This is a genomic window from Seohaeicola nanhaiensis, from assembly GCF_042654245.1.
In the GTDB taxonomy this organism is placed as follows: Bacteria; Pseudomonadota; Alphaproteobacteria; order Rhodobacterales; family Rhodobacteraceae; genus Seohaeicola_A; species Seohaeicola_A nanhaiensis.
In genome coordinates this window covers 144,515-169,469 of the sequence record NZ_JBHSGI010000034.1, presented here as the reverse complement: position 1 = coordinate 169,469, position 24,955 = coordinate 144,515, and the positions used below count along the sequence as shown (strand labels likewise).

Genomic DNA, 24,955 nt, shown 5'->3' with positions numbered 1-24,955 from the left:
AAAATCGCCCGATAACTGTGTGACAAGTCAGTCGAGGTGCAGATAGACGCGCCGGTTCTGACGCCCCTTCTTCTCGATCTTGCCCAGCCGAGCGGGGCCGATCTCGCCGGTCCGCGCCACATGGGTGCCGCCGCAGGGCTGCAGATCGACTTGGTCGTCTCCGTTCCCGATCCGCACCAGCCGCACCCGGCCCGCACCGCGCGGCGGCGCCACCGACATGGTCTTGACCAGCCCCGGATTGGCGTCGAGTTCAGCGTCAGTGATCCAATCGTCGCCCACCGCCAGATCGCGCGCGATCAGTGCGTTCAGCGCCGCCTCCAGCGCCTCCTTGTCCTCGGGCGCGTCGGGCATGTCGAAATCCAGCCGCCCCTTGCCGGCCGAGATCTGCCCGCCCGTCACCGGGCGCGGGATCACCACCGACAGCAGGTGCAGCGCCGTGTGCACCCGCATATGCGCCAGCCGCCGCTCCCAGTCGAGATGCTGCACCACCTCGGCCCCGACCGGCGGGGGCATGCCTTCGCCAGGAAGCAGCGCAATCCGTCCGCCCTCGCGCTTCACCGCCTCGGCCACCTCCATGCGCCCGCCGTCCCAGACCAGCGCGCCGCTGTCGCCGGGCTGGCCGCCGCCGGTCGCGTAGAACAGGCTCTGGTCCAGCACCACCGCGCCATCCGGCTCGACTGTCACCACCCGTCCCGGCGCCTCGCGGCGATAGGCGTCGGTCAGGAACAGAGGTTCGGTGCTCATGCCTTGGGCTCCTCTTCCGGCTTCTCCTCTGCCGGCGCAGGCGCTTCTCCCACCGGCTCGGCCGGAACGCGCAGCGCCTCGGGATTGCGCAGCCAGACATCGCGCTGCGCAAAGGGTATCTCGATCCCCTCCTCGGCGAACCGACGGGCGATATCGTGGTTGATGTCCGAATGCACCTTCAGCGACCAGTTCACGTCGCGCAGGATCGCCCGGATCTCGAAATCGAGACTGTCGGCGCCAAACCCGCGGAACACCACGTTGGGGGGCGGATTGGCCAGCACCATGGGTTGCGCCGCGGCAATCTCCTGCAGGATCCGCTCGACCTTCTTGGTGTCGGTCCCATAGGCCACGCCCACCGGCGCGATCACCCGCCCAATGGTATTGCCGCGCGTATAGTTCGTCACCGTCCCGCTGATCAGATCCGAGTTCGGCACGATCACGTCGGTCCGGTCGAATGTCTCGATCCGGGTCGAGCGCACCGAGATGTCGCGGACGTATCCCATCTGCCCGCCGACGGCGATCCAGTCGCCCTTGGAAATCGGCCGCTCGATCAGCAGGATGATCCCCGAGACAAAGTTCGACACGATGTTCTGCAGGCCGAAACCGATGCCGACCGACAGCGCGCCCGCGACATAGCCAAGCGCTGTCAGGTCGATCCCCGCGCTGGTGATCGCGATCAGGGCCGAGACGAAGATCCCGACATAGCCGATCCCCGACAGCAGCGCCGTCTGGCCACCCGGGTCGATCGTCGTCTTGGGCAGGACCGAATTGCGCAAGCCCCCCTGCAACAGCCGCGTCGCCATGTAACCGATCACGAAGACCAGCACGAAGGTCAGGAAATCGCCGGGCGACACCCGCGTCTCGCCAAAGGAATAGCCCTCGCGGAATCGCGCCCAGATCTCGGTCAGATCGGCGGTGCGCGCCCCCCAGATCAGCGCCATCACCGGCAGGGCCGCCAGGATGAGCACGAACCCGGCCAGCACCGGGATCAGCCCGCCCTGCTCGTGGTCGCGCTCGCCCGTCACCAGATAGTAGACATCGAAGATCAGCCGCTGCAGCACGCTCAGCACGCCCAGCAGGATCAGCGAGCCCACCGCCGGATAGACCAGCGCCAGCCCCGCCTGACCATACCCGACTGCCACCATCGCCGGCCCGACCACGCCGATGACCATTGCCGCCCGCCCGATGAACCACAGCAGGCGGCGCGCATAGCTCAGGGAGCCGTCCTCGTCGCTCTCGGCCGGGGCCGGCCTGCTCGACAGGATCAGACCCAGCCGGAACAGCGACACCCCGACCAGCACCAGCACCGGAAAATCCAGAACGGTCAGCACTTCGTCGGAGTATCGCTCGCTGCCACCCAGCTTGACCACCAGATCGTGGGCGGCAAGGCCCAGGGCCAGAATGCCCACATGCACCCGCGCCTCGATCCGGCGCGCCGGCTCCAGCGGCACCGTCGCCACGTCGTCGGCGCGCGAGAAGACCTCGTCGCCCAGCCACCAGACCAGCAGCACGGTCGCGCCCCAGACCGGCAGCCCGTCGATCAGCGGCGACGCATGCGGGCCGATCATCCCGGTCAGCTCGGTCGCCTTGACCAGCAGCAAGAGGCCGCCCAGCGGCAGCACGATCTGCCCCAGCGACACAACCAGCCGCCACACCCCCGAGCCCCGCCGCGTCGCGTCGCGCATCCGCCGCACCAGGCGGCGCATCCAGATCCGGCTGCGGAAGATGAGAACCAGCCCCAGAACCAGCGAGACCGCGATGATCGGCAGGTTCGACAGGAACTTCACATGCCCCGTCGGCGACTGCCACGACCGGATGGCCTCGTCGTAAAGCGCGCTCACCGTTCCGGCAATCGCCTTGCCCGCCTCGCCCCACAGCCGCGGATCGAGCGGGGTCGGCCCCAGCTCCAGCAGGCGATCGGTGCGCCGTTCGCGGATCAGGCTGTCGATCTCGCGGATCAGCCCGTCGGCCCGCAGATAGGCCTCCTCCGCCGCGATCACCGGGGCGCGCAGGCGGGCCAGCTGGTCGTTCAGCTCGGTGCGTCGCGCCGCCACATCCTCGGATTCCGGCGCCGCGCCCGCCGCCACATCCGGCGCCGGCCCCAGAGCGGCGATCTGGCTGCGCAGCGTCGCGATCCGGTCGCTGTTGCGCCCCTCGGCGGTCAGGAACTGTTCGCGCCAGTCGGCCAGCTGCCCGCGCAGCGCCTCCATCGCCTCGTCCGAGGCGCGGCCCCGTTCGGTGACGGTCTCGGCCTGTTCCGCGATCCGCGCCCAGGCCTCGTAATCCGGCCCGTCCTGCGCCCAGGCGGCCGGACCTCCGGTGAGCAGCGCCAGCAGGACCGCCAGCAGGGCAAGGCGACGCATCATCATCCGTCGACGAAGACGCCCGGAATCGAAGCCGGCGCGCGGGTCATCCACGACGGGACCGGCAGGCCCTTCTCGGCCAGGAAATCCCGGTTGAACAGCTTGGACTGATAGCGCGAGCCATAGTCGCAGAGGATCGTCACGATCGTATGTCCCGGCCCCAGATCCCGCGCCAGCCGCACCGCCCCGGCGATATTGATTCCCGAGGATCCGCCCAGGCACAGCCCCTCGTCGCGCAGCAGGTCAAAGATATAGGGCAACGCCTCGGCATCCGGGATCTGATAGGCGTAATCGGGCCGGAAGCCTTCCAGGTTCTTCGTGATCCGCCCCTGTCCGATGCCCTCGGTGATCGAGCCGCCCTCGGATTTCAGCTCTCCGGTGGTGTAATAGCTGTACAGCGCCGCGCCCATCGGGTCGGCCAGGGCGATCTTCACGCCCTTGGGCTGCAGCACATCGGCCACCCCGGCCAGCGTCCCGCCGGATCCGGCCGCCGCGCTGAACCCGTGCACCTTGCCGCCGGTCTGCTCCCAGATCTCGGGGCCGGTCGTCTCGACATGCGCCTGCCGGTTCGCGGTATTGTCGAACTGGTTCGCCCAGATCGCGCCGTTCGGCTCTGTCTGGGCCAACTGCTCGGCCAGACGCTGGGAGTAATGGATGTAGTTGTTCGGGTTGCGATAGGGCGCCGCGGGCACCTGCACCAGCTCGGCGCCGGCCAGCCGCAGCATGTCCTTCTTTTCCTCGGACTGCGTCTCGGGGATGACGATCACCGTCTTGAACCCCATTGACGCCCCGACCAGCGACAGGCCGATGCCGGTATTGCCCGCCGTGCCCTCGACAATCGTGCCGCCGGGTTTCAGCGTGCCGCGCGCGATGGCGTCCTTGATGATGAACAGCGCCGCGCGGTCCTTGACCGACTGGCCGGGGTTCATGAATTCAGCCTTGCCGAGGATCTCGCACCCGGTCTCGTCGCTGACACGGCGCAGCCGGATCAGCGGTGTGTTTCCAACGGCGTCGGCCAGATCGCGTGCGATGCGCATGAAGTCCCCCTCGGTCGGTTTCCCCAAGCTGTAGCCCCGCTTGGGGACGACCTCAAGCGCCCGTGGCCTCGGCGCGCAGGCGGTCGCGGTGCCTTGCCAGCCACAGCGCGGTGGTGACCAGCGGCATGTCGCGGAAGGCCTCGGCATCCACGCCCGCCATCAGCTCGTCATAGGACAGCACCCGGCTGCGCAGATCCTCGCCTTCGGACACCAACCCACCGCCGCCGGACGGAACCTGAGAAAGATCGCATATGCCAATGTAAAGGTTCAGAAATTCACTAGACGACCCGGTCGAGGAATAGACCTTCCCGGCCGGTTCCAGCCGCGTCACCGTCAGCCCGGCCTCCTCCATCGCCTCGCGCCGGGCGCATTCCTCTGGCGTCTCGCCGGCATCGACCAGCCCCGCCACCGGCTCCCACACCCAGGGGTTGGGATCGCCCACCATGAAGACCGGTGCGCGGAATTGTTCCACCAGCAGCACCGCGTCCAGCCTCGGATCATAGGGCATCACGACCGAGGCTTCGCCCACCAGCAACGCCGCACGGTTCAGCACCGTGCTCATCCGCCCGTCGTGGCGGCGATATTGCAGGTCCATCTCGTCGACCGCGAAGAACTTGAGATAGGCGCGCCGATGTTCCGCCACCCGCACGTCCCGCGCCACATCCCGCACCGGATCGGCCAGGCGGTGCGTCGCCAGCACCTGCGAGAACGCGCGCCGCTGGATCGGGCCGAACCTCGGCGCCATCTCATCGGGTGTCAGCCGCCCGTACCAATCCATGATCTCCGCCGCCGCGCGCATGTTGACCGGGGCCCACAGGCGCTGCCATTCGGCCAGATCCCAAGGCGCGCCCGCCTGCCACAGCCCGTCATGGGCCAGAAAGAACCGTGCCTGCGCCGTGCCGCCCGCGTCCAGATGCACCGTCTTCGGCGTCAGGTCAAAGCTGAAGCCGCCCTCGTAGAACGCCAGCCGCGCGACCTCCGCCTCGCTCAGCCCCCGCGCCAGCAGGCCCCGAGCTGCGCCGCCCGCTTCGGCCCGGATCAGCGGAAAGGCCTCGCCCTCCACCCAATAGGCAGCATGGTCTGGCAGGACCGCCGGATGCAGATCCAGCTCCTCGCGCGCGCGTCCCGCGACCAGCTCCAGCAGCGGAACATGGCACAGCGTGCCATAGAAAAACAGATCAGCCACGGCTCACACTCTTCTGATTCAAAACGATTTCAACGCCAGGTGCGCCAGGCGTATTCGGTGGCCAGCCCCGCCAGAACCCCGCCCACGAGCAGCGTCACCACGATATGCGTGACCAGCATGGTGGCGCCATACTGGATGCCGATCTTGAAGATCGCACCGATCGCCTCCAGCGGCCCGTCATAGCGGTGCCGCATCGCCAGGCGCATCATCTCGTAGGTGCCCTGCACGAACAGCCCCCAGAACACCAGGGCGACCATGCCGGTGATGCCGTTGTTGATGGCGTTCGTGATCCCGCGCCCGGCGCGCTTGCCCATGATCCCCCAGCCGCAGACCAGCCCGATCCCCACGTTCACCCAGGTGAAATAGCCGAAGTCCATGCCCTCGGGCATCAGCGGCACGATCTGCCCGGACACGATGAAGGCCAGAAGCGCAAGGCTCAGGGCGGCGACAAGGCGGGCGGCGTCGGGCATCCGGGGTCCAGTTTACGAGGGGCGCGACACCGTGATCTGGGTCACGTCGACGGTCGCACTGTCGAAGGCGGCGGCGCAGGAAGTCAAATAGAAATTCCACATCCGTCTGAACCTGTTGTCAAAACCCATCTCCGCGATCTGGTCCCAGCGGCTGTTGAAAGTCTCGTGCCAACGCCGCAGCGTGATGTCATAGCTCTTGCCGAACTCGACCGACCGCACGATGCCCAGCCCCGCCTGTTCGATCTGGCGGCGCAGCGCCATCGGGCTTGGCAGCATGCCCCCCGGAAAGATGTGCTTCTGGATGAAATCGACGCCCTTGCGATAGGCCTCCCAGCGCCGGTCGGCCACGGTGATGATCTGCAGTGTCGCATTGCCGCCGGGCTTCAGCCGCTCGCGAACCGTGTCGAAATAGACCGGCCAGTATTTCTGCCCCACCGCCTCGAACATCTCGATGCTCGCGATGCCGTCATAGGTGCCCCGCTCGTCGCGGTAATCCTGCAGCTTGAAGTCCACCATTCCGGAAAGTCCCGCATTCGCAATACGTTGCGAGGCATAGTTGAACTGCTCCTTGCTGATGGTCAGCCCGGTCACCCGCAGCCCCCGTTCCTTCGCCGCATATTCGGCAAAGCCGCCCCAGCCACAGCCGATTTCCAGCACGTGATCGCCGGGTTTCGCGCCCATCTGGTCGATCAGGCTGGCATATTTTGCGATCTGCGCCTTTTCGGTGCTTTCCTGCCCCGTCTGGAACAGAGCGCTGGAATAGGTCATCGTCTCGTCCAGCCATAGACGGTAGAAATCGTTCCCCAGATCATAGTGATAGGCGATGTTTTTCTGCGCCTGCGCCCGGTGGTTCCGCTTCAGCCAGAACCGCAGGCGCTCATAGGCCCGCAGCAGCCCCATGCCGGGAAAGCCGTCATAGATTTCGTCATTGCCCTGATGCACCAGATCCATGAAGGCCTGCAGGTCGGGCGTGCTCCACCATTCCTCCAGATAGGCGTCGCAGAACCCCAGGTCGCCCTCGCGCACCAGCCGCGCGAAGATGTCGGGGTGCTGCACCACCAGTTCGGCCACCGGCCCCGGATTTGACCCCTCGGCGCGAAACACCCGCCCGTCCGGCAGCCGCACGTCCAGCCGGCCATTCTCGATCTTCTTCAGCCGCTCGAAGGCCGGCCCGAAGTAACGGGGCAGATTGGCCTGCCTTTTGGTCTCCGTCAGGATCATACCCACTCCCCATCGTGGTTATCGGCCAAGACTTGTCGGAATCCGCCCGTCTGGCAAGTCATCTCTCAGCGCGCCCCTCATAGGCGCGCAGGGCGCGCTCGCGCCCCTCTTTCAACCCGATCAGCGGGTCGGGATAGGCGTCATCTGGCGACAGGCCCCAGCTGCGCGGCACCGCCTCGAAATAGGCCAGCGCGGTCTCGGGCGGATCGTCCTGCCCCTCGGCAATCCAGGCCCGCGTATACAGCCCCTTCTTGTCGAACTTCTCCAGCTGCGTCTCGGGGTTGAAAATGCGGAAATAGGGCGCCGCATCCGGCCCCGACCCCGCAACCCACTGCCAGCCAAGCGCATTGCTCGCCGGATCCCAATCGGTCAGGCAGTCCTCGAACCAGCGCATCCCGACGCGCCAGTCGGTCAGCAGATGCTTGGTCAGATAGCTCGCCACCACCATGCGCGCGCGGTTGTGCATCCGCCCCGTCACATACATCTCGCGCAGCCCGGCATCGACAAAGGGCACGCCGGTGCGGCCCTGCTTCCAGTCGCGGATCTCCTTGTGGCGTTCATCGTTGTCCCAGGGAAAGGCGTCCCATTCCTCGCGCCAGTTGTCCGTCAGGATCCGCGGCGTGTGGTGCATCAGGTGATAGGCGAACTCGCGCCAGCCCAGCTCCTTCAGGAATGTATCGGCACCGCGCTTGCCCTCCTCGGCCGCCCGGCTGCCCGCGGCCCAGACCCGGTGCGGGCTGATCTCGCCCAGGCTCAGGAACCCCGACAGACCGGAGGTGCCATCGACACCCGGCCGATCGCGCCGTTCGCGATAGCCGTTGACACCCTCCTCGATAAAGCTCTCCAGCCGTTCCAGCGCCGCCGCCTCGCCGACCCGCTCGAACCGCGCCACCACAGCGCCGCCCCGGTCCATCGCCGCGCCCAGATCCCAGTCCTCCAGCTTGTCCGAAGCCGGCCATTTGCCCGGCGCGGCGATCTTTCCCGGCGCCGGTCGTGGCGCACCCGGATCGCGCCCTCGCACCGATTTCCAGAACGGCGTGAAGACCTTGTAGAACCCGCCCTGCCCGGTCTCGACGGTCCAGGGCTCGAACAGCAGATGCCCCCCGAAGGACCGCGCGTCGATCCCGCGCTCTTTCAGCGCCGCCTTCACGCCCGTATCCCGCGCCACGCTGGCCGGATCGTAGAGCCGCGACCACCAGACCGCACCGGCCCCGGTCTCTTCGATCAGCGCATCCAGCACCGCCTGCGCCGCGCCCCGGCGCAGCACCAGCCGGCTGCCCTTTTCGGCCAGCGCCTTTCCAAAGACCTCCAGCCCCTTGCCCAGCCGCCATTTCGGCGCCGCGCCCAAGCCCTCGGTCTCCTCATCCAAGATGAATACCGGGATCACCGCCCGCCCGCTCTCGCAGGCGGCGCTCAGCGCCGCGTGGTCGCCCAGCCGCAGGTCGCGCCGGAACCACAGAAGTATCGGAGTCTGCTCAGCCATCCCGTCCCGCCTGTATTCTCAACAGGATACGGTCCGGTCGCCCGGGTGGATCACAACAGATCGTCGAGCGCGTTCAACAGCCGGTCGATATCGTCCTGCGCGGTGTAATGGGTGAAACTCAGCCGCAGCACGCCCTTGTCCGCATCGGCCCCGACACCGGCCAGCGCGCGCCCGGCGTAAAAATCGCCCGCCCCCGCCATGATCCCGCGCCGCGCCAGTTCGGCGTTCACCGCCTCGGGGCTGCCGTTCAGCGCCAGCGTCACCGTCGGCGCCCGCACCCGCGCATCCGACGGCCCGATCAGCCGCACCGCATTGCGCGCCTTGACCGCATCAAGCAGCGGCTGCAGCAATTCGATCTCCCGCGCCCGCATCGCGTCATGCACGAAGGTCCCGCGCTTGGACGGCTTGCCCGCCGGCGCGCCGTGATGATCGGCCAGCAGGTCGACGTAATCCGCCATGCCCGCACAGGCCGCGATCTGTGCGTGATCCGGCCCCGCGGGTGTGAACCGCTTGTAGAGCGAGCCGCCGTTGAAATGATGCCCCTGGTTCGGCAGCAGCTCGCCCAGGGCGCGGCGGATCACCATCAGCCCCTGATGCGGCCCATAGGTCTTGTAGGCCGAGAACAGGTAGATATCCGGCCCCAGCGCCCCCACATCGGCAAAGCCATGCGGCGCATAGGAGACGCCATCGACGCAGACAAAGGCCCCCGCCGCATGGGCGACGGCGGTGATCTCGGTCACCGAGTTTATCTCGCCCACCACGTTGGAACAATGCGGGAAACAGACCAGCCGCACCTTCTCGTCCAGGATGTCTTCCAGCGTCTCGGGATCCAGATGGCCGGTCTCGGGGTCCATCTTCCACTCGCGGATCTCGATGCCCTCGGCCGCCAGCCGCCGCCAGGGCCCAGAGTTGGCCTCGTGGTCCTGATTGGTGACAACAATCGCCTCGCCCGGCTTCATCCACTGCCGGAAGGCCTGCGCCAGCACATAGGTATTGGCGGTGGTCGAGGGGCCAAAGCTCAGCTCGTCCGCCGCCACGCCCAGGATCGCCGCCATCCGCGTGCGCGCCTCGTCCATCTCTTCCCCGGCCAGCCGGGTGGGATCGGCGGGGCCATAGGGCTGCACCTTGCGCTGCCGGTAGAACCGGGTCAGCCGCTCGATCACGGGACCGCAGGCATAGGAGCCACCGGCATTCTCGAAATGCGCGATACCCGCCAGCGAAGGCTCGGAAAACGCGGGAAACTGTGCCCGCACGAAGTCGATATCGAGTGTCATGGCAGCACTGAAATACGAAACGGCCCCACAGCGCAAGCTGCGGGGCCGCCTTTCGATGGCGTTTTTGTGATCGCCTCAGCGCGGTTCGGACCGCAGGCCCTTCCAGATCGCCCAGCACATCAGCAGCAGCACCACCGTGAAAGGCAATCCGGTCGAGATGACCATGGATTGCAGCGACTGCAGACCGCCCGCCGAGAGCAGCAGCACGATGGCCACCGCGCCTTCGAAGACGCACCAGAACACCCGCTGCGGCACCGGCGCATCGACCTTGCCGCCCGCCGTGATCGTGTCGATCACCAGCGACCCCGAATCCGACGAGGTGACGAAGAACACGATCACCAGCACAATCGCGATCACCGAGGTGATGTTGGACAGCGGCAGCCCCTCCAGCATCGCAAACAGCGACAGCGGCGGGTTATAGGCATCGATCACCTGCGCCTTGACCTGGCTCGTGGCCGGATCGCTCAGCACCTGGTCGATGGCCACGCCGCCAAAGACCGCCATCCACAGCACGCAGACCAGGCTCGGCACGATCAGCACGCAGGTGATGAACTCGCGCACCGTGCGGCCGCGGCTGACGCGGGCGATAAACATGCCCACGAAGGGCGACCAGCTGATCCACCAGGCCCAGTAGAACGAGGTCCAGCCCTGCACAAAGCCGGTGTCGTCCCGTCCGATCGGGTTGGACAGTGGCACGATCGACCCGATGTAGGCCACCAGCCCCTGCCCGAAATCGGTCAGGATCAGCAGCGTCGGCCCGGCCAGCAGCACGAACAGCAGAAGCAGCGCGGCAATGCCGATGTTGATTTCCGACAGCACCTTCACGCCGCCGTCCAGCCCGCGCAGCACCGAGATCAGCGCAATGGCGGTGATGCCGCTGATCAGGATCACCTGCGCGGTCGGCCCGACCGGCACGCCGAAGACGTGGTTCAGACCCGCATTCGCCTGCTGCGCGCCAAAGCCGAGCGAGGTGGCCAGCCCGAACAGCGTCGCAAAGACCGCAAGCGTGTCGATGGCATGGCCCCACCAGCCCCAGACCCGTTCCCCGAGGATCGGGTAGAAGGCCGAGCGGATGGTCAGCGGCAGCCCCTTGTTATAGCTGAACAAGGCCAGTGCCAGCGCCACCACCGCATAGATCGCCCAGGGGTGCAGACCCCAGTGGAAGATCGTCGCCGCAAGGCCCATGCGCTTGGCCGCTTCGACGTTCTCTGGGATGATATTGCCCTCGGCATCGAACGGCGACGGCACGCCCAGCGGCTCCGAGATCGCCATGTGATAAACCGGCTCCAGCACGCCGAAGAACATCAGCCCGATGCCCATGCCGGCCGCGAAAAGCATCGCGAACCAGCCGACATAACCGTAGTCCGGCGTCGCATCTGCGCCGCCCAGTCGCACCTTGCCGACCGGGGTCACGATCAGCAGCAGGCAGAAGATGACAAAGATGTTCGCAGCCCCCAGGAAGAACCAGTCAAACCCCTTGGTCACCGCCCCGAACAGCCAGGAAAACGCCGCCCCCGCCTGTTCCGGCAGCGCGAGCGTGTAGAAGACGAAGGCGATGATCGACAGGCCCGAGATCAGGAAGACGGGGTTGTGGATGTCGAACCCGAAGGGCCCGACCTGCCCGTCGATATTGTCCTGTCCGATGCTGTAGTCGGTCTCGATGACCGCAGCCGCGCCCTCCGGCTCGGGTATCCCCTGTTCATTTGTGGTTTCGGCCATGTTTGGCCTCCTTCTTTTTGATGTCCCTTGTTCGCGAAACGCGCTTACCCGCGCACCACCATCACCGAGACCGCGGCATGACCCGCGATCTTGCCGCCATTCGAAGGCCAGACATAGTCGGTCAGTCCCGGCACGTGGCTCGCCATGACCACCAGATCGGCGCCGGTGTCCTTCACCGCCTTCAGCAGCGTATCATCCAGATCGGTGGATGGATCGTGCGACACGACCGCCTGCGCTTCGGCCGTGATGCCCCGTGCCTCGGCCTGGGCCGCGGCGAAGGCGGCCAGCTTGCGGCCGTATTCCTCCGGATTGTGGGCGACGCTGCCCGGCGTCTGCGCGGTGACCCCGACATAGACCACCGGAATGCCCCAGAGCGCGGCAAGCTCGGCCCCACACTGCAGACTTCGCTCCATACGCTCGGCATGGGCGAGGTCGACGGGTGTCATAATTCTGGTAAACACGTTTGTCCCTCCGTCATGGTGCGTGACGCCGCACCAGGCCGTTGAACCGGCCCTTTTGACGATCGCCAGCGCACAATTCTCGCTGTTTCCGAAGCGGCGCGACAGGCTCACGCAGCTTCCTCTATGCGGCACATTAGCCCCAAACGGGCCGGAGATGCAAACTTTGAGCAGAAATAAATGTTTAGACGCGACATTCACCGTCGCAAATGCTGTGTCGCGGCGGGCCTCGCGACCCGCCGCAAACCCCGTCAGGCGTTGACGTCGACGACCACGCGGCCCTGCACCTGACCCTTCAGGATCGCCGCCCCAAGCGTCGGCAGATCGCCCAGCGTCGCGGGCTGCACCATCGCCTCCAGCCGGTCCATCGGCAGGTCGGCGGCGATGCGTTCCCAGGCCCGCAGGCGGTTTTCATAGGGCTGCATCACGCTGTCGATTCCCAGCAGGTTGACGCCCCGCAGGATGAAGGGCGTGATCAGCGCGCCCTCGATGGCCGCCCCGCCGGCCAGACCGATGGCCGCGACGGACGAGCCGTATTTCATCTGCTTCAGCACGCGCCCCAGCATCGCGCCCGCCACCGCGTCGACACATCCGGCCCAGAGCTCGCTCTCCAGCGGCTTGCGAGTCACCTCGGTCAGTTCCTCGCGCGGCACGATCTGGCTCGCGCCCAGCGACTTCAGATAGTCCGCCGTCTCCGGCCGCCCGGTCACCGCCGCCACCTCGTGGCCGAGGTTGGCCAGCAGCGCCACGGCCACCGAGCCGACGCCGCCCGCGGCCCCCGTCACCAGCACCGGCCCGTGACCCGGCTTCAGCCCGTGATCCTCCAGCGCCATCACCGCCAGCATCGCGGTCAGCCCGGCGGTGCCCACCGCCATCGCCTGCCGCGTGGTCAGACCCGAGGGCAGCGGCACCAGCCAGTCGGCCTTGACCCGCGCCTTCTGGGCGTAACCGCCCCAATGCGCCTCGCCGACGCGCCAGCCGGTCAGCACCACCTTGTCGCCCGGCTTGTAGCGGTCGTCCTCCGAGGCCTCGACGGTCCCGGCAAAGTCGATGCCCGGCACATGCGGATACTTGCGCACCAGCCCGCCGCCCGGACCGATGCACAGCCCGTCCTTGTAGTTCACCGTGGAATAGTCGACTGCCACGGTGACCTCGGCATGGGGCAGCTCGTCCAGCCCCATCTTGCGCACCCCGGCGCTGGTCTTGCCGCTTTCCTCGTCCTTCTCCACCACCAAAGCGTTGAACATCGCCTGTGTACTCCTTGATAAGATTTCGTTTTGTCCGAAGGCCCTCAGGCCGGCATCAGAAACAGATCGCTCACCGGCGCCTTCGATCCGGTCGCGGTCAGCATCGCGTGCACCTGACCGCGATGATGGGTCTGGTGGTTGAAGAAATGCACCGTCAGCAGGCCCAGCGGCTTCGTCACCTCGCGCCCCGCCGCGCCGGAATGCCAGGTCAGATCCCCCGCCAGCGCCGCATCCGACAGCCCCTCGGCCCAGACCAGGATGCGCGCATCCAGCGTCTGGCGCAGCGCGCGCCAACCGCCCAGATCGGTCACATAGGTCACGCTCTCGCCAGCGCCCACCGGCGGCGGCGAGCCGCCGTCAAAGCGCGACAGCCAGATGTGGTCGCCCCAGCACAGGTGGCTCAGCGTCCGCAGGATCGACCCGAAGAAGGCCCCCCGGTCGCGGCTCAGTTCTTCCGCCGGCAGGGCCTCCAGAAACCCGTCCAACTGGCTGTTCTGCCAACGGTTGTACCGCGCCATCTCGACCGCAAAGCCCGCGTCGATCATTTCGGACCGTGCCAGTCGATCGGGCAGATCTCGGCCGACTTGCCGCCGAAATCCCAGACCCGGCCGTAATCGCGCACCCGCGATTTCAGTCCCTTGGCCACGATGATATCCGCGCCCATCCAGTATTTCGAATTCGACACCATCACCGGATGATCCGGATCCTTGCCCGCAACCATCTCGATCTCGCCCTGAATCCGCCGCCCGATGTTGATCCGCCGCTTGTTGCCGTCGCGCTCGATCTGCACCGGCGCGCGCTCGGCCCCGATGATCTCGCTCACTAGCATGGTGAACAGGCCCGTGGTGCCGCCCGCCTGGCCGCTGAAGATCTGCAGGATGCCGTTATAGGCCTTGCCGCTGGCGCGCTCGTCCACATAGGCCGCGACCTTCCAGTTGCCCTCGCCCATGCGCCCCGGAATGTCGACCAGCAGCCCGACGTTCAGCCCCGAGAGATCCTCGCCCTCGTAGTGCCCCTCGTCGATGATGATCCCCATCCAGGCGTGGCAATGCCCCTCGGTGGGCGGATGCGCCCCGAGGCTCACCACGCAGGGGCAGAAGACCTCGCACGAGCAGTTGAGGAACAACTCGCCCTTGATCGCCCAGTTGGTCGGCGTCGCCTCGCGGCGCTTCGGATTTGGCATCCGGCTGTCGATCCGCTGGCTGACCGGCAGGCGGTCGGCGTCGGGCAGTCTGTTGGTGGCCATGGGTCTCTATCCTTCCATCACGATGGGCGCACCAATCACCGCCAGTCCGGCCAGGACCAGCACGACGCCCATGGGTCTTATGACATAGTGTCCGATCTGCGGCAGTTTCTCCACCACCATGAAGACCGTGGCGAGGCCCATCCACAAGAGGCTCATCATCCCGCCGACGAATCCCAGCGCCATGAAGCCCCAGCAGCAGCCGACGCAATAGGCCCCGAGGCCCAGCCCCATGCGCAGCCCGCCGCCCGCGCCGGGGCGCCAGCGGCCCAGGAAATAGCCCATCGGGCTGTGGCAGACGCCGTGGCAGCTTTCTTTCAGCCGGGTGAACTGGAACAGTCCGACCGCCAACAGCAGACCGCCCGCGACCCAACGCGAGCGCGGGATGCCCAGCATGTCGATCACCCCGCCGTAAAGCAGAGCCAGCTGCGCCGCCGCGATCAGCAGCGCGAAGCCAACCCAGACCAGGCTGTAGCCGGCCAGCAGGCCCAGCCAGCCGGCGCGCGAGCCATTGGCGCTTTCCATCAGATCCTCGTAGGTCTTCAGCGTCGGGATCATGGTCGGCAACATCATCGCCGCCATCATCAGCGCCCACATGCCCGCCAGCGGCCAGAACCGCGCCATCGGCATGTACATGTCCATCCGCGGGTCCATCCAGCGCATCGCCTCGGCCGTGCCGTTGATCGGCCGCCCGATCAGATCCAGCCCCATGCCTGTGCTCATGTCGTAGAGCAGGACCCAGGACAGCAGGATCGCCCCGAAGAAGCCAAGCCAGAGTGTATTGCGCCAGATCATGCCCCGCTCCCCGTCCCGCGCAGCGGTGTCGCAATAAATCTCGGCCGGAACAACCCAAATTGGGTTTGCTGCAGGTCCACTCGAACCGCGAAGCGATTCGCCCCCGCCACGGAACGGCCCGGTTTGCTGCAACCAGCCCGTCCCAAATCCTCGCAGGTTTTCGGCATCCCCCGATTGCAACGCGCGCCGAACCGCCTATATTGATCCCTGTCCTTCGGGACTATGGACATAAACGCGCCTGTAATAAGCGGATCGGACCCGGGGGCGGTACCCGGCGGCTCCACCAAAATCCCTGCGTTGGGGGATCAAGGGGCCGAAACAGGATCGACGAACGTGTAAAGAGGATGGCTTTGTCCCGGTGAGGTACCACCGTTATCGGTCCGTAAAGCATAATTGCCAACGACAATAATGCTCCGGTTGCTCTCGCCGCGTAAGCGGTTGGAAATACCGAACCTTAAGCCCTTGCGCTTAGCAGCGTAAGGCGGGGTCCGCAGGCACCTGGCAACAGAAGCCTGCACCTTTCCTTCCATCTTGGCAGACCCGCGCGCCGCCGCTAGGCTCGGCCCTTATTGCCAGTGGGGTCCGCGGACCCGTTCTTGAAGGACATTTGCCGATGCCGAAGGATCTCAAAGCCCTCGAAAAAGATGTGGCCGCCCTCTCCAAATCCATGGACGATGTGCTCAAGCGCCTGCGCTACAACGAGGATCGCATCAAGATCCTCGCCGATGCGCTGACCAGCGAGAAGGACATCGAGAAACTGCTCGACGCGCTCTATTCCAAGATGAGCCGCGAGGCCGAGGACACCGTCAAGTCCACCTACAACGACACCGTCCGCGAGATGGAACTGCGCGAGAAGCGCGACGCCGCGCGCAACAAGGAATATGACGCCGAGTTGCAGAAGGCGCGCAAGGAATCCGAGAAATACACCGACGAGGCCGTCAAGCAGTTCGAGAAGATGCGCATCGAGACCCGCCTCCAGGTGCTCGAGGCCAAGGTCGCCTCGCTCGGCCGCTAGGCCGCCGCGCGTCTCGCCCGGATCGCGGGCCAGACCAGCAGCGCCAGCGTCAGCAGGAACAGGATCGAGGCGATGGGCCGCTGGAAGAAGGCCAGGATATTGTCGTCGGTCAGGATCAGCCCCTGCCGAAGCGACATCTCGATGGTCGGGCCCAGCACCATGCCGATGACGATGGGTGCCAAGGGATAGTTGAAATAGCGCAGCACCGCGCCCGCGACACCGGCCGCGAAGGCCACCCAGATGTCAAACGTGCTGCCGTTCACGCCATAGGCGCCCACGGTCGAGACGATCAGGATCAGCCCCACCAGGATCGGCTCGGGGATCCGCAGCACGCGGGTAAAGACCGAGGCCCCCAGCGCGCCGGCGGCGAACATCACCAGGTTCACCACGATCAGGCACAGGAAGATGCCATAGACCAGGTCGAGGTTCTGCTGGAACAGCTGCGGCCCCGGCGCGACGCCCTGAATGACCAGCGCGCCCAGCATCACCGCCGTCACCGGGTCGCCCGGGATTCCCAGCGCCAGCGTCGGCACCAGCGCGCTGCCGGTCACCGCGTTGTTGGCGCTCTCGCAGGCGACCAGCCCGTCCGGTTCTCCCTTGCCGAAGTTCGCGCGCCGCTTCGAGGTGCGGTGCGCCTCGGAATAGGCGATGAAGGCCGCCGTCGCTGCACCGGTGCCCGGCAGCGCGCCCACGAAAGACCCCATCACCGAGCCGCGCAGCAATATCCCCAGCCGGATGCGCCAGGCGCTCCAGGGCGGCATCCGGAACCCGACCCGGAAATGCGAGGCGTCGGGTTTCTCGTCGTCGATCTCCAGCACCCGCAGGAACATCTCGGAATAGGCGAACAGCCCCACGATCACCGGGATCAGCCCGATCCCCGCCGACAGCTGGAAACTCCCGAAGGTATAGCGCATGTCGCCGGTCACTGGATCAACCCCGATGGTCGCCAGCATCAGCCCGATGCCCCCCGCCACCAGCCCCTTGACCAGCTGCCCCGAGGACACGCCCGCGATGCAGGTCATCGCGAACAGACCAAGGGCGAAGTACTCGATCGGCGTGAACTGCAGCGAAAACCGCGCGAGCCACGGCCCCGCCAGCACGAAGACGAAGACCGAGAACAGGCCCCCCAGGGTCGAGGCGGTCGTGACCCAGCCAATGGCCAGATCGGCCTGCCCGGCCTTGGCCATCGGGAACCCCTCCAGCGCCGTCGCGGCGGCCTGCGGCGTGCCCGGCGTGTTGAGGATGATCGCCGTGATCGACCCGCCATAGACCGACCCGCAGTAGACCCCCAGCATCAGCGCGATCGAGGGGAACTGGTCCAGCGAAAAGGTGAAGGGCAGCACCATGGTCAGTCCGATGACCGAGCCAAGCCCCGGCAGCACCCCGATCACCACCCCGAACAGCGTGCCCAGCACGATGCAGATCAGCGTCATCGGCGTGGCGATCTGGGCGCCGGCGCTCAGCAGTATGTCCATGCGCGTCGTCCTCGCCGCTTGTCAGAATCCGATGTCGAAGGGGCTGGCGGGCAGGATGATCAGGAACACCCGCTCGAACAGCATCCACAGCGCGACGCTGTAGACCAGGCTGACCACCGCCAGCAGAAGAACGTCGCGCCGCCCAAGAAGCACAGGCACCGCGAAGCCATAAAGCACGCTCGAAATCAGGAATCCCGCCCAGGGGATTAGCGCGCAATAGGCCGCCGTCGCCAACACGAGCCCGGCAAACTTCCACCCGACGGGGCGCGCCTCCGCCGTCTCGCCGCGCGCAAAGACCGACCACAGCAGGAAACACTCGGCGAAGACCAGCGCGATCAGCACGATCCGGGGAAAGAAATAGGGCCCCCGTCCCGCGCTCTGGCGGGCAAAGGCGCTGACCTCGCCAAAGGTCAGCGACAGAAACAGCGCCGTGGTCAGCACGATGACCAGCGCAACGATGCGCTCGCCCGTCAGTCCCGGCGTCACGCCACCCTGCTGCATGCGCTCCCCTCCCCGTTGCGCGCCGCCATGGGATCACCCATAGCGGCGCCGCGGTTTCACTTCGAGAGCAGACCTGCCTTGTCCAGCAGCTTGCGGTTGGTGTCGAACTTGTCCTTCACGAAGGCCGCGAACTCGGCCGAGCCCATATAGGCCGAAGGCTGTTTCACCGCCTTCATCCGCTCCTGGAACGGCTCGGAATCCACCGCTGCCTTGCACCCAGTTTCCAGCCGCGTCAGCTCTTCCGCCGGCGTGCCCTTGGGCGTCACCAGCCCGCCCCAGATCGGGAAGTCCAGCGCATAGCCCTGCTCGGCCGCCGTCACGAGGTCCGGCTGTTCCGCCAGCCGGTCCTTCTGCAACAGCGCCAGTGAGCTCAGCTGGTCGGCATTGCTGGTATAGAAGGACACATGCGGGATGAAGACATCCGCCGTCCCGTCCAGCAGCGCCTTCAGCGCCGGCCCGTCGCCGTTGACCGGCAGATAGGTCATCTCGATCCCCGCCGCATCGGCCAGGGCCAGCCCCGCGATATGCGGGATCGACCCGATGGCCTGCACCGCAAAGGTCACCTCGCCCGGATTGGCCTTGGCGAAGGTCACCAGCTCCTCCAGCGTCTTGTATGCGCTGTCCTTCTTCACCGCGATCACCGTCGGCGCCGAATAGGCCAGGCACACATAGTCGAAGCTGTCGATGCCATAGGGCAGCTCACGCAGATGCGGCTGGGTGGTCAGCGGACCCACCGGCGCCATCGCCATGGTGCGCCCGTCGGGCCGCGCCCGCGCCGCCTCGCCCACGCCCAGGGTGCCCCCCGCGCCGGCGGTGTTCTTGATGATGATGTTGGCGTCCAGCGACTCCGCCAGCCCCTGCTGCATCGCCCGCGTGGTGATGTCGGTCCCGCCACCGGCGGCAAAGGGCACGATCACCGTCACCGGGCGATTCGATTGCGCCACCGCGCCACCGGCGGCCAGCGCCAGCGCGGCCGCGGCCAGCAGGGTCTTCGCACCGTGACGTGCGGCCGTATTCTTCTTGAAATTCATGTGGTCCTCCCGTTTGAGCCAAGCGTTCCGATGCGCGCCACACTCCTCCGGTCACGCATCTTTAGTTTTGCCTACCGGGATTATGTCTTCTATAATGGAACTATTCAAGGATCTTTTGAGGAACCGGCCCCGGCCGGCAGGGAGGACAGATGAAACGAGTGGATGGGCGCACCGCCCTGGTGACCGGCGCCGCTGAAGGGCTGGGCAAGGCCATCGCCGCACGGCTGGTGGCTGAGGGCGCAAAGGTGGTGATTACCGACCGCGACGCGGCCGCGATCGAACGCGCGCAGGCCGACCTGCCCGGCGTCACCTTCCGCCAGGTCGACATGATGGACGAAACCGCCCTCAACGAAACGCTCTCTGCCCTGATCGGCGAAGGGTTTGCCTTCGACATCCTGGTCAACAACGCCGGCGGCTCGCTGCACACCCCGCGCGCGTTCTTCGAGGAAACCGAAGAGGACTGGGCCCGCGTCATGGGCCTGAACGTCACCGCCGCCGTGCGCACCATGCGCGCCGTCCTGCCCGGCATGGTCGACCGCCGCTATGGCCGCGTCATCAACCTCGGCTCCAAGGCCGGGCGCTACGGCAGCCTCTTCACCGGCTGCAACTACGTCGCCGCCAAGGGCGCGATGCAGTCGATGACGCTGCAACTGGCACAGGAATTCGGCCCTCACGGCATCACCTGCAACGCCGTCTGCCCTGGCGCGATCCACACGCCCCGCGTCCTCAGCCTGCTGAACCAGCGCATGAGCGCGCAGGAACAGCAGGCCGTCATCGACTCGATCCCCGTCCGCCGCGCGGGCCGGGTCGAGGATGTGGCCGCCGCCGTCCTGTTCTTCGCCGCCGACGAGGCGGGCTTCCTCACCGGCCAGCTGCTCGACGTGAACGGCGGCCAGGGGATGGCGTCTTGACCTTCCGCCCCGACGCCCCGCTCGGCCCGGTCCTCGTCACCGGCGGCTCCGGCTTCCTCGGCCGCGCGCTGGTGCGCGCGCTGGTCGCCCTCGGCGAAGACGTCACCGTCTTCGACCTGCGCGCCCCCGACGCACAGGCCCGCATCCCCGGCGCCACCTATGTCGCAGGCGATATCCGCCAGCAGGCGGACCTTCTGCGCGCCGCCGAGGGTCACGCCGCCATCGTCCATCTCGCCGCGCTCGTCATCCCCGCCTGCCGCGCCAACCCGGTGCTGGGGGCCGAGGTGAACGTGATCGGACACATCAACGCGCTGGAAACCGCCCGCGCGCTGGACATCGGGCGTTTCGTCTACACCAGCTCGCTCGCCGCGCGCCCGCGCGGGCCGCTCCACAGTCCGGCGAACCTCTACGGCGTCTACAAGGCAGCCTGCGAGGATATCTCCAAGGTCCACTTCCTCGACCACGGTCTCGCCTCCATCGGCCTGCGCCCGAACGTGGTCTACGGCCCCGAACGCGTCGAGGGAGAAACCGCCGCCATCAGCCTCGCCATGCGGGCCGCCGCAAGGGACGAGGAATACGAGATCCCCTTCACCGGCGCGATGTGCTTCCAGCATGTCGACGAGGTGGTCGAGATTTTTCTGCGCTGCCTCGCCGCCACGCCGGATCAACCCGTGGTCAGCGACCTGACCATCCAGATCGACAGCATCGACGATGTGCTCGCGGCGATCCGCGCGGTCCGTCCCGGGGCCCGCGTCAGCGCCGCGCCGAAACACCGCGCCGCGCCCGAAGGCATCGACAATGCCCCCCTGCGCGCCCTGCTGGGCGACTGGACGGCCGTCCCCCTCACCGAAGGCGCAAGGCGCACCATCGAGGCGCTGATACCGGCCTAGCGTTTCAGCTCCACCAGCACGGTGCTGATCTGCGGGAACCAGATCAGCACCAGCAGCCCCACGATGATGGTCAGGATGAACGGCACCACCCGCCGCGCCACATCCTCGATCCGCAGCTTCGCGATGCTGCTCGCCACGAACAGGTTCACCCCCAGCGGCGGCGTCAGGAAGCCGATCTCGCTGGTCACCACCAGGATGATGCCAAAGTGGATCGGGTCGATCCCCAGCTGTTTCACCAGCGGCAGCAGGATCGGCGTCAGGATGATGATGGTCGACAGCGTCTCCATGAACATGCCGAGGATGATCAGGATCACGCTGATCAGCAACAGCATCAGGATCGGGTCCGAGGTCACCGTCAGCAGCATCCCCGCCACCTTCTGCGGGATCTGGTTCAGCGCCAGGAACTCGCCGAAGAAAACCGCCGTGCCCATGATGACGACCAGCCCGCCGCAGACCGTGCTCGCCTCTCCCAGCGCCGCCCAGAAGTCGGCTAGCCCCATGTTGCGCTTGACCACCACCGCCACCAGCGCCGAGTAGACCACAGCAACGACCGAGGCCTCGACCGGCGTGAAGATTCCGCCATAGATCCCGCCCAGCACCACGAAGGGCGTGGCCAGCGAGAATTTCCCGACCCAGAGCGAGCGCAGGAAGGCCCGCCGGTCGAAGGGGACCGGATTGCCCCGATAGCCGTTACGCCGCGACAGGAACCAGGTTGTCCCGATCAGCAGCGCCCCCATGAAGATGCCCGGCAGCAGCCCGGCCAGGAACAGGTCGCCAATCGAGACACTGGCCAGCACGCCATACACGATCATCGGATTGGACGGCGGCAGCAGGATCCCCAGCGTCCCGCCCGAAGACGTCACCGCCGCCGCGAAATCGCGCGGATAGCCGTCGCGCTGCATCGCCGGGATCAGCAGCGTGCCAATCGCCGCCACCGTGCCGGGGCCAGAGCCCGAGATCGCCGCGAAGAACATGCAGCTCAGGATCGTGACAATCGCCAGCCCGCCCCAGGCCCGGCCCACGACCGAGCGCATGACGTTCACAATATCGTCGGTGATGCCGCCCCGCGCCATCACCGCGCCCGCCAGCACGAAACAGGGGATCGCCAGCAGCGGGAACTTGTCCACCCCGTCGAACAGGCTGTGCGCCAGCGAGGCGAGCGGAATGGGCGACATCATCAATTCCACCAGCGCCGGAACCCCCAGCGCGGCAAAGATCGGCACACCGATCAGCAGGCAGAAGACAAAGACAAGGACGAAGATCATCAGGCGTCCTCCCCCTCGCCCGCGATGACCGGCACACCGTGGCGCCAGGACTCCACCTGCCGCTGCACGATCCGCAGGATCATCAGCGCATGGGCAATCGGAATGATGACGTAGACCCAGGCCAGCGGCAGGAACAGAGAGGTCGAATAGGACGGATACTTGAACATCCGCTGCAACAGCAGCACCCCCGCCACCACGACAAAGGCGTTGAAGGCGATCCAGATCGCATCCGCCACCAGCAGCGCCACGCGCGCGCCCCCCGGCACCCAGCCGGTCGCCACCGTCACCCGGATATGCGTGCCCCGCTGCGCGGCAAGGCTCGCCGAGATATAGACGAACCACACGAAGGCAAAGCGCGAGATTTCCTCGCTCCACGCCAGACCGACCCCCAGCACATAGCGAAAGAACACCTGCGCCGCGAGAACCAGCACCAGGATCAGCAGGCTCAGGTTGGCCAGCACCAGCTCCAGCCGGTTGAAGGCGAAGGACACACGGTCAAGCATCTTGGGGGCACTCCGCCTTCGATTTCCGACAAGCCTCGGGCACCGCCCCGCCCGGCGTCAAGCCGGACGGGGCGCGCGCCGCTCAGTTCAGCTTGCCGGTTTCCTTGTAGTGCCGGGTCTGCTCGACCCATTCCTCGCCGCCGCCGACCAGTTCGAACAGCGTCGGCCAGGCGCCCTGCGCCTTTTCCTTCCAGACCTCCGGGTCCTTCAGTTCGCAGAAGGTCACCCCATGCTTTTCGCTCAGCTCCTTGCGCACCCGCTCGGCGTTCTTTGCGACATGGGCTGCGTGCGACTGGTCGACCTCGTCGGCCGATTTCAGGATCACCGCCTGATCCGCCTCGCTCAGCCCGCTGAAGATGTCGTTGTTGACGATCACGACGCCCGCCATCGGCAGATAGCTGGCCTCGGTCACGTATTTGATGTGCTCGTGAAAGCCCATGTCCAGCACCACGTCGGTCGGGCTGTCGAAACTGTCGACCACGCCCGTCGCCACCGCGCCAAAGGTCTCGCCCCAGGCGATAGGATAGGTCGAGACGCCCCAGCTGTCCCACATCGCCGTCATCACCGGGTTCTTCGGCGCCCGGATCTTCAGCCCCTGCAGATCGTCGATCGTGTCGATGCACTGGTTCTTCGCCAGGATCGACCGGAACGAATTGGTGAAGCCGCCGACCACGCGCAGGCTGCCGCTCTCGGCCAGCACCCGCTCGTTCAGCGCATCGCGATACGCTCCGGCGCGCAGCAGCCCGCCCTCGCCGGTCAGGTCGTCCACCCCGTCGAACATATAGGGCAGCACCAGCACGTTCAGCGCCGGCGCCAACTGCGCCACGTTGTTCGAGGTGATGCCGGCCATCGCCACCACGCCCAGCTGAACCTTCTGCGCAATCGCCTGCTCGCTGCCCAGCACGCCGCCGTCCAGCACCTCGATGGCGATCTCGCCGCCCGAATTCTCGGCCACGCGATCCGCGAACTGGTGGGCATAGACCCCGAAGGTATGCTCCGCCGGGCAGCAATGCGCGAACTGCAAGGTCACGCGCGGCTCGGCCGACACCATCTGCACCAGCCCGGCCAGCATGACGACGGCCGCAACCAGCGCCATACCCATGCTTCCAAGTCTTTCGATCTTCATTGTCATTCCTCCCAATTGGTCGTCTGTCCCGCTCAGGGGACGGTTCCGGCCCCGCTCCCGTCAGCGCCGAATTCCGGTTCGGGCAGGCCAGTCACGCCCAGCCCGGTGATCTCGAAAAGCCCGCCCGCCAGAGGCTGGCTGGCCTTTTCCTCGTCCGACAAAAGGAAGGTTGCCGAGGTGACATACAGCCGGTCCAGCCCCGCCCCGCCCCAGGCGCACATCGTCGGACAGCGCACCGGCAGCTCGATCCGGCGCAGCAGCCGCCCGTCGGGGTCAAAGCACCCCACCGCCCAGCCATCGAACAGCGCGCCCCAATAGTTGCCCGCCCGGTCCACCGTCGCCCCGTCGATCCGTCCGGCATAGGCCGAGGTCTCGACAAACCCCCGCCGGTTGGTCAGGTCGCCTGTCGCCAGGTCGAAGTCATAAGCGAACGACCGGTCCGACCGGCTGTCCGAGAAATAGAAGGTCCGGTCATCCGGCGAAATGGCGATCCCGTTCGAGACGACAAAACCGCAATCCACCCGATGCCAGCTCAGATCGGCCTCGAACCGGAACAGCTCGGCCGTCGCCGCATCGAACCCAGTGTTCATCGACCCGCACCAGAACCGCCCGGCACGATCCACCTTGCCGTCGTTCAGCCGCAGCCCCGGCGCCAGCGGCAGCGGATCGCTCTGGGCGACGAAGGCCCCCGTCACGCCATCGACCCGCCCCACCCGGTTGTCGACCGCCGCGATCAGCCCGCCACCGCGGCACAGCCCGATGCTGCCGATGGTCCCGGGCAGATCCCAGCCATCCACCGCGCCACTCGCCTCGCGGAACCAGATGCGCCGCCCCAGGCTGTCGATCCAGTAAAGCCGCCCGCACCGATGATCCCAGATCGGACACTCGCCCAGGGCGCTCGGCCCCGGCCAGAGGCAGGTCACGGTCACACCGGGCATCGCTACAGGCTGCATCTCGTTCACGCGCCCCTCCTCCCCTCGGCTGCGAACTCCTCCGAC

General features: G+C 66.7%; 24 protein-coding genes and 1 other RNA gene. 4 read left to right on the top strand and 21 right to left on the bottom strand.

Going from position 1 to position 24,955, the window contains the following annotated elements; translation table 11 throughout:
- Positions 1-27: 27 nt before the first annotated feature.
- The 14 genes from ACFO5X_RS24810 to ACFO5X_RS24745 all read right to left on the bottom strand — a co-directional run bounded on the left by ACFO5X_RS24810 (position 28) and on the right by ACFO5X_RS24745 (position 15,240).
- Positions 28-744, bottom strand: coding sequence for an alanyl-tRNA editing protein (locus tag ACFO5X_RS24810; RefSeq protein WP_380722690.1), 717 nt, complete (start codon positions 742-744; stop codon positions 28-30).
- On the bottom strand, positions 741-3,107 hold the full coding sequence (locus ACFO5X_RS24805) for a DUF3772 domain-containing protein (RefSeq protein WP_380722688.1): 2,367 nt from the start codon (positions 3,105-3,107) through the stop codon (positions 741-743). Before ACFO5X_RS24805 ends, ACFO5X_RS24810 begins: the two co-directional genes overlap by 4 nt.
- Positions 3,108-3,109: 2 nt before the next feature.
- Complete coding sequence (locus ACFO5X_RS24800; RefSeq protein WP_380722686.1) at positions 3,110-4,144, bottom strand: cysteine synthase A; 1,035 nt, start codon at positions 4,142-4,144, stop codon at positions 3,110-3,112.
- A gap of 52 nt (positions 4,145-4,196) precedes the next feature.
- Entirely contained in the window at positions 4,197-5,330 is a 1,134-nt protein-coding gene (locus tag ACFO5X_RS24795) for an NUDIX domain-containing protein (protein ID WP_380722684.1), read from the bottom strand.
- A gap of 29 nt (positions 5,331-5,359) precedes the next feature.
- On the bottom strand, positions 5,360-5,800 hold the full coding sequence (locus ACFO5X_RS24790) for a TrgA family protein (protein WP_380722682.1): 441 nt from the start codon (positions 5,798-5,800) through the stop codon (positions 5,360-5,362).
- Between the two features lie 12 nt (positions 5,801-5,812).
- Positions 5,813-7,021: a class I SAM-dependent methyltransferase gene (locus tag ACFO5X_RS24785; RefSeq protein WP_380722680.1), complete on the bottom strand. Its 1,209-nt coding sequence runs from the start codon at positions 7,019-7,021 to the stop codon at positions 5,813-5,815.
- 58 nt (positions 7,022-7,079) lie between these two features.
- Positions 7,080-8,504 carry a cryptochrome/photolyase family protein gene (locus tag ACFO5X_RS24780; RefSeq protein ID WP_380722678.1) on the bottom strand — a complete coding sequence of 475 codons (1,425 nt, stop codon included), beginning with the start codon at positions 8,502-8,504 and terminating at the stop codon, positions 7,080-7,082.
- A gap of 50 nt (positions 8,505-8,554) precedes the next feature.
- The gene (locus tag ACFO5X_RS24775) at positions 8,555-9,778 is read right to left on the bottom strand and encodes an aminotransferase class V-fold PLP-dependent enzyme (RefSeq protein WP_380722676.1); all 1,224 of its coding nucleotides are present in this window, start codon (positions 9,776-9,778) and stop codon (positions 8,555-8,557) included.
- 75 nt (positions 9,779-9,853) lie between these two features.
- On the bottom strand, positions 9,854-11,497 hold the full coding sequence (locus ACFO5X_RS24770) for a BCCT family transporter (protein WP_380722674.1): 1,644 nt from the start codon (positions 11,495-11,497) through the stop codon (positions 9,854-9,856).
- 44 nt (positions 11,498-11,541) lie between these two features.
- Positions 11,542-11,958, bottom strand: a complete 417-nt coding sequence (locus tag ACFO5X_RS24765) for a universal stress protein (protein WP_380722673.1) — start codon at positions 11,956-11,958, stop codon at positions 11,542-11,544.
- A 248-nt stretch (positions 11,959-12,206) separates the two neighbouring features.
- Positions 12,207-13,202, bottom strand: a complete 996-nt coding sequence (acuI, locus tag ACFO5X_RS24760) for an acryloyl-CoA reductase (protein ID WP_380722671.1) — start codon at positions 13,200-13,202, stop codon at positions 12,207-12,209.
- A 44-nt stretch (positions 13,203-13,246) separates the two neighbouring features.
- Positions 13,247-13,747, bottom strand: coding sequence for a DinB family protein (locus ACFO5X_RS24755; RefSeq protein ID WP_380722669.1), 501 nt, complete (start codon positions 13,745-13,747; stop codon positions 13,247-13,249).
- Entirely contained in the window at positions 13,744-14,448 is a 705-nt protein-coding gene (locus ACFO5X_RS24750; RefSeq protein WP_380722667.1) for a DUF1326 domain-containing protein, read from the bottom strand. The genes ACFO5X_RS24755 and ACFO5X_RS24750 overlap by 4 nt, the downstream gene beginning before the upstream one ends.
- 6 nt (positions 14,449-14,454) lie before the next feature.
- Entirely contained in the window at positions 14,455-15,240 is a 786-nt protein-coding gene (locus ACFO5X_RS24745; protein ID WP_380722665.1) for a DUF2182 domain-containing protein, read from the bottom strand.
- 170 nt (positions 15,241-15,410) lie between these two features.
- On the opposite strand from ACFO5X_RS24745, the gene ssrA reads away from it, so the two are divergent.
- Positions 15,411-15,759: a transfer-messenger RNA gene (gene ssrA / locus ACFO5X_RS24740) on the top strand.
- 94 nt (positions 15,760-15,853) lie between these two features.
- Positions 15,854-16,255: a hypothetical protein gene (locus ACFO5X_RS24735; protein ID WP_380722663.1), complete on the top strand. Its 402-nt coding sequence runs from the start codon at positions 15,854-15,856 to the stop codon at positions 16,253-16,255.
- Here the strand turns inward: ACFO5X_RS24735 and ACFO5X_RS24730 are convergent.
- From ACFO5X_RS24730 to ACFO5X_RS24720, 3 genes are read right to left on the bottom strand one after another with little or no spacing between them, the layout of a single operon-like run.
- A complete protein-coding gene (locus ACFO5X_RS24730; RefSeq protein WP_380722661.1) occupies positions 16,252-17,730 on the bottom strand; it encodes a tripartite tricarboxylate transporter permease in 1,479 nt (492 codons plus the stop codon). The genes ACFO5X_RS24735 and ACFO5X_RS24730 overlap by 4 nt on opposite strands.
- A 21-nt stretch (positions 17,731-17,751) precedes the next feature.
- Positions 17,752-18,231 carry a tripartite tricarboxylate transporter TctB family protein gene (locus ACFO5X_RS24725; RefSeq protein WP_380722659.1) on the bottom strand — a complete coding sequence of 160 codons (480 nt, stop codon included), beginning with the start codon at positions 18,229-18,231 and terminating at the stop codon, positions 17,752-17,754.
- A gap of 56 nt (positions 18,232-18,287) precedes the next feature.
- Positions 18,288-19,262, bottom strand: a complete 975-nt coding sequence (locus ACFO5X_RS24720) for a tripartite tricarboxylate transporter substrate binding protein (RefSeq protein WP_380722657.1) — start codon at positions 19,260-19,262, stop codon at positions 18,288-18,290.
- 149 nt (positions 19,263-19,411) lie between these two features.
- Here ACFO5X_RS24720 and ACFO5X_RS24715 point away from each other — a divergent pair, with 149 nt between their 5' ends.
- A complete protein-coding gene (locus ACFO5X_RS24715) occupies positions 19,412-20,173 on the top strand; it encodes an SDR family NAD(P)-dependent oxidoreductase (protein ID WP_380722655.1) in 762 nt (253 codons plus the stop codon).
- Positions 20,170-21,063: an NAD-dependent epimerase/dehydratase family protein gene (locus ACFO5X_RS24710; protein WP_380722653.1), complete on the top strand. Its 894-nt coding sequence runs from the start codon at positions 20,170-20,172 to the stop codon at positions 21,061-21,063. Before ACFO5X_RS24715 ends, ACFO5X_RS24710 begins: the two co-directional genes overlap by 4 nt.
- Here ACFO5X_RS24710 and ACFO5X_RS24705 read toward each other — a convergent pair.
- The 4 genes from ACFO5X_RS24705 to ACFO5X_RS24690 form a co-directional block, all read right to left on the bottom strand.
- A complete protein-coding gene (locus tag ACFO5X_RS24705; protein WP_380722651.1) occupies positions 21,060-22,328 on the bottom strand; it encodes a TRAP transporter large permease in 1,269 nt (422 codons plus the stop codon). The genes ACFO5X_RS24710 and ACFO5X_RS24705 overlap by 4 nt on opposite strands.
- On the bottom strand, positions 22,328-22,831 hold the full coding sequence (locus ACFO5X_RS24700) for a TRAP transporter small permease (RefSeq protein ID WP_380722649.1): 504 nt from the start codon (positions 22,829-22,831) through the stop codon (positions 22,328-22,330). The genes ACFO5X_RS24705 and ACFO5X_RS24700 overlap by 1 nt, the downstream gene beginning before the upstream one ends.
- Positions 22,832-22,913: 82 nt before the next feature.
- Positions 22,914-23,957 (bottom strand): TRAP transporter substrate-binding protein, encoded by a 1,044-nt coding sequence (locus ACFO5X_RS24695; RefSeq protein WP_380722647.1) that lies wholly within the window; start codon positions 23,955-23,957, stop codon positions 22,914-22,916.
- A 32-nt stretch (positions 23,958-23,989) separates the two neighbouring features.
- Positions 23,990-24,910 (bottom strand): SMP-30/gluconolactonase/LRE family protein, encoded by a 921-nt coding sequence (locus ACFO5X_RS24690; RefSeq protein WP_380723237.1) that lies wholly within the window; start codon positions 24,908-24,910, stop codon positions 23,990-23,992.
- Positions 24,911-24,955: the final 45 nt, after the last annotated feature.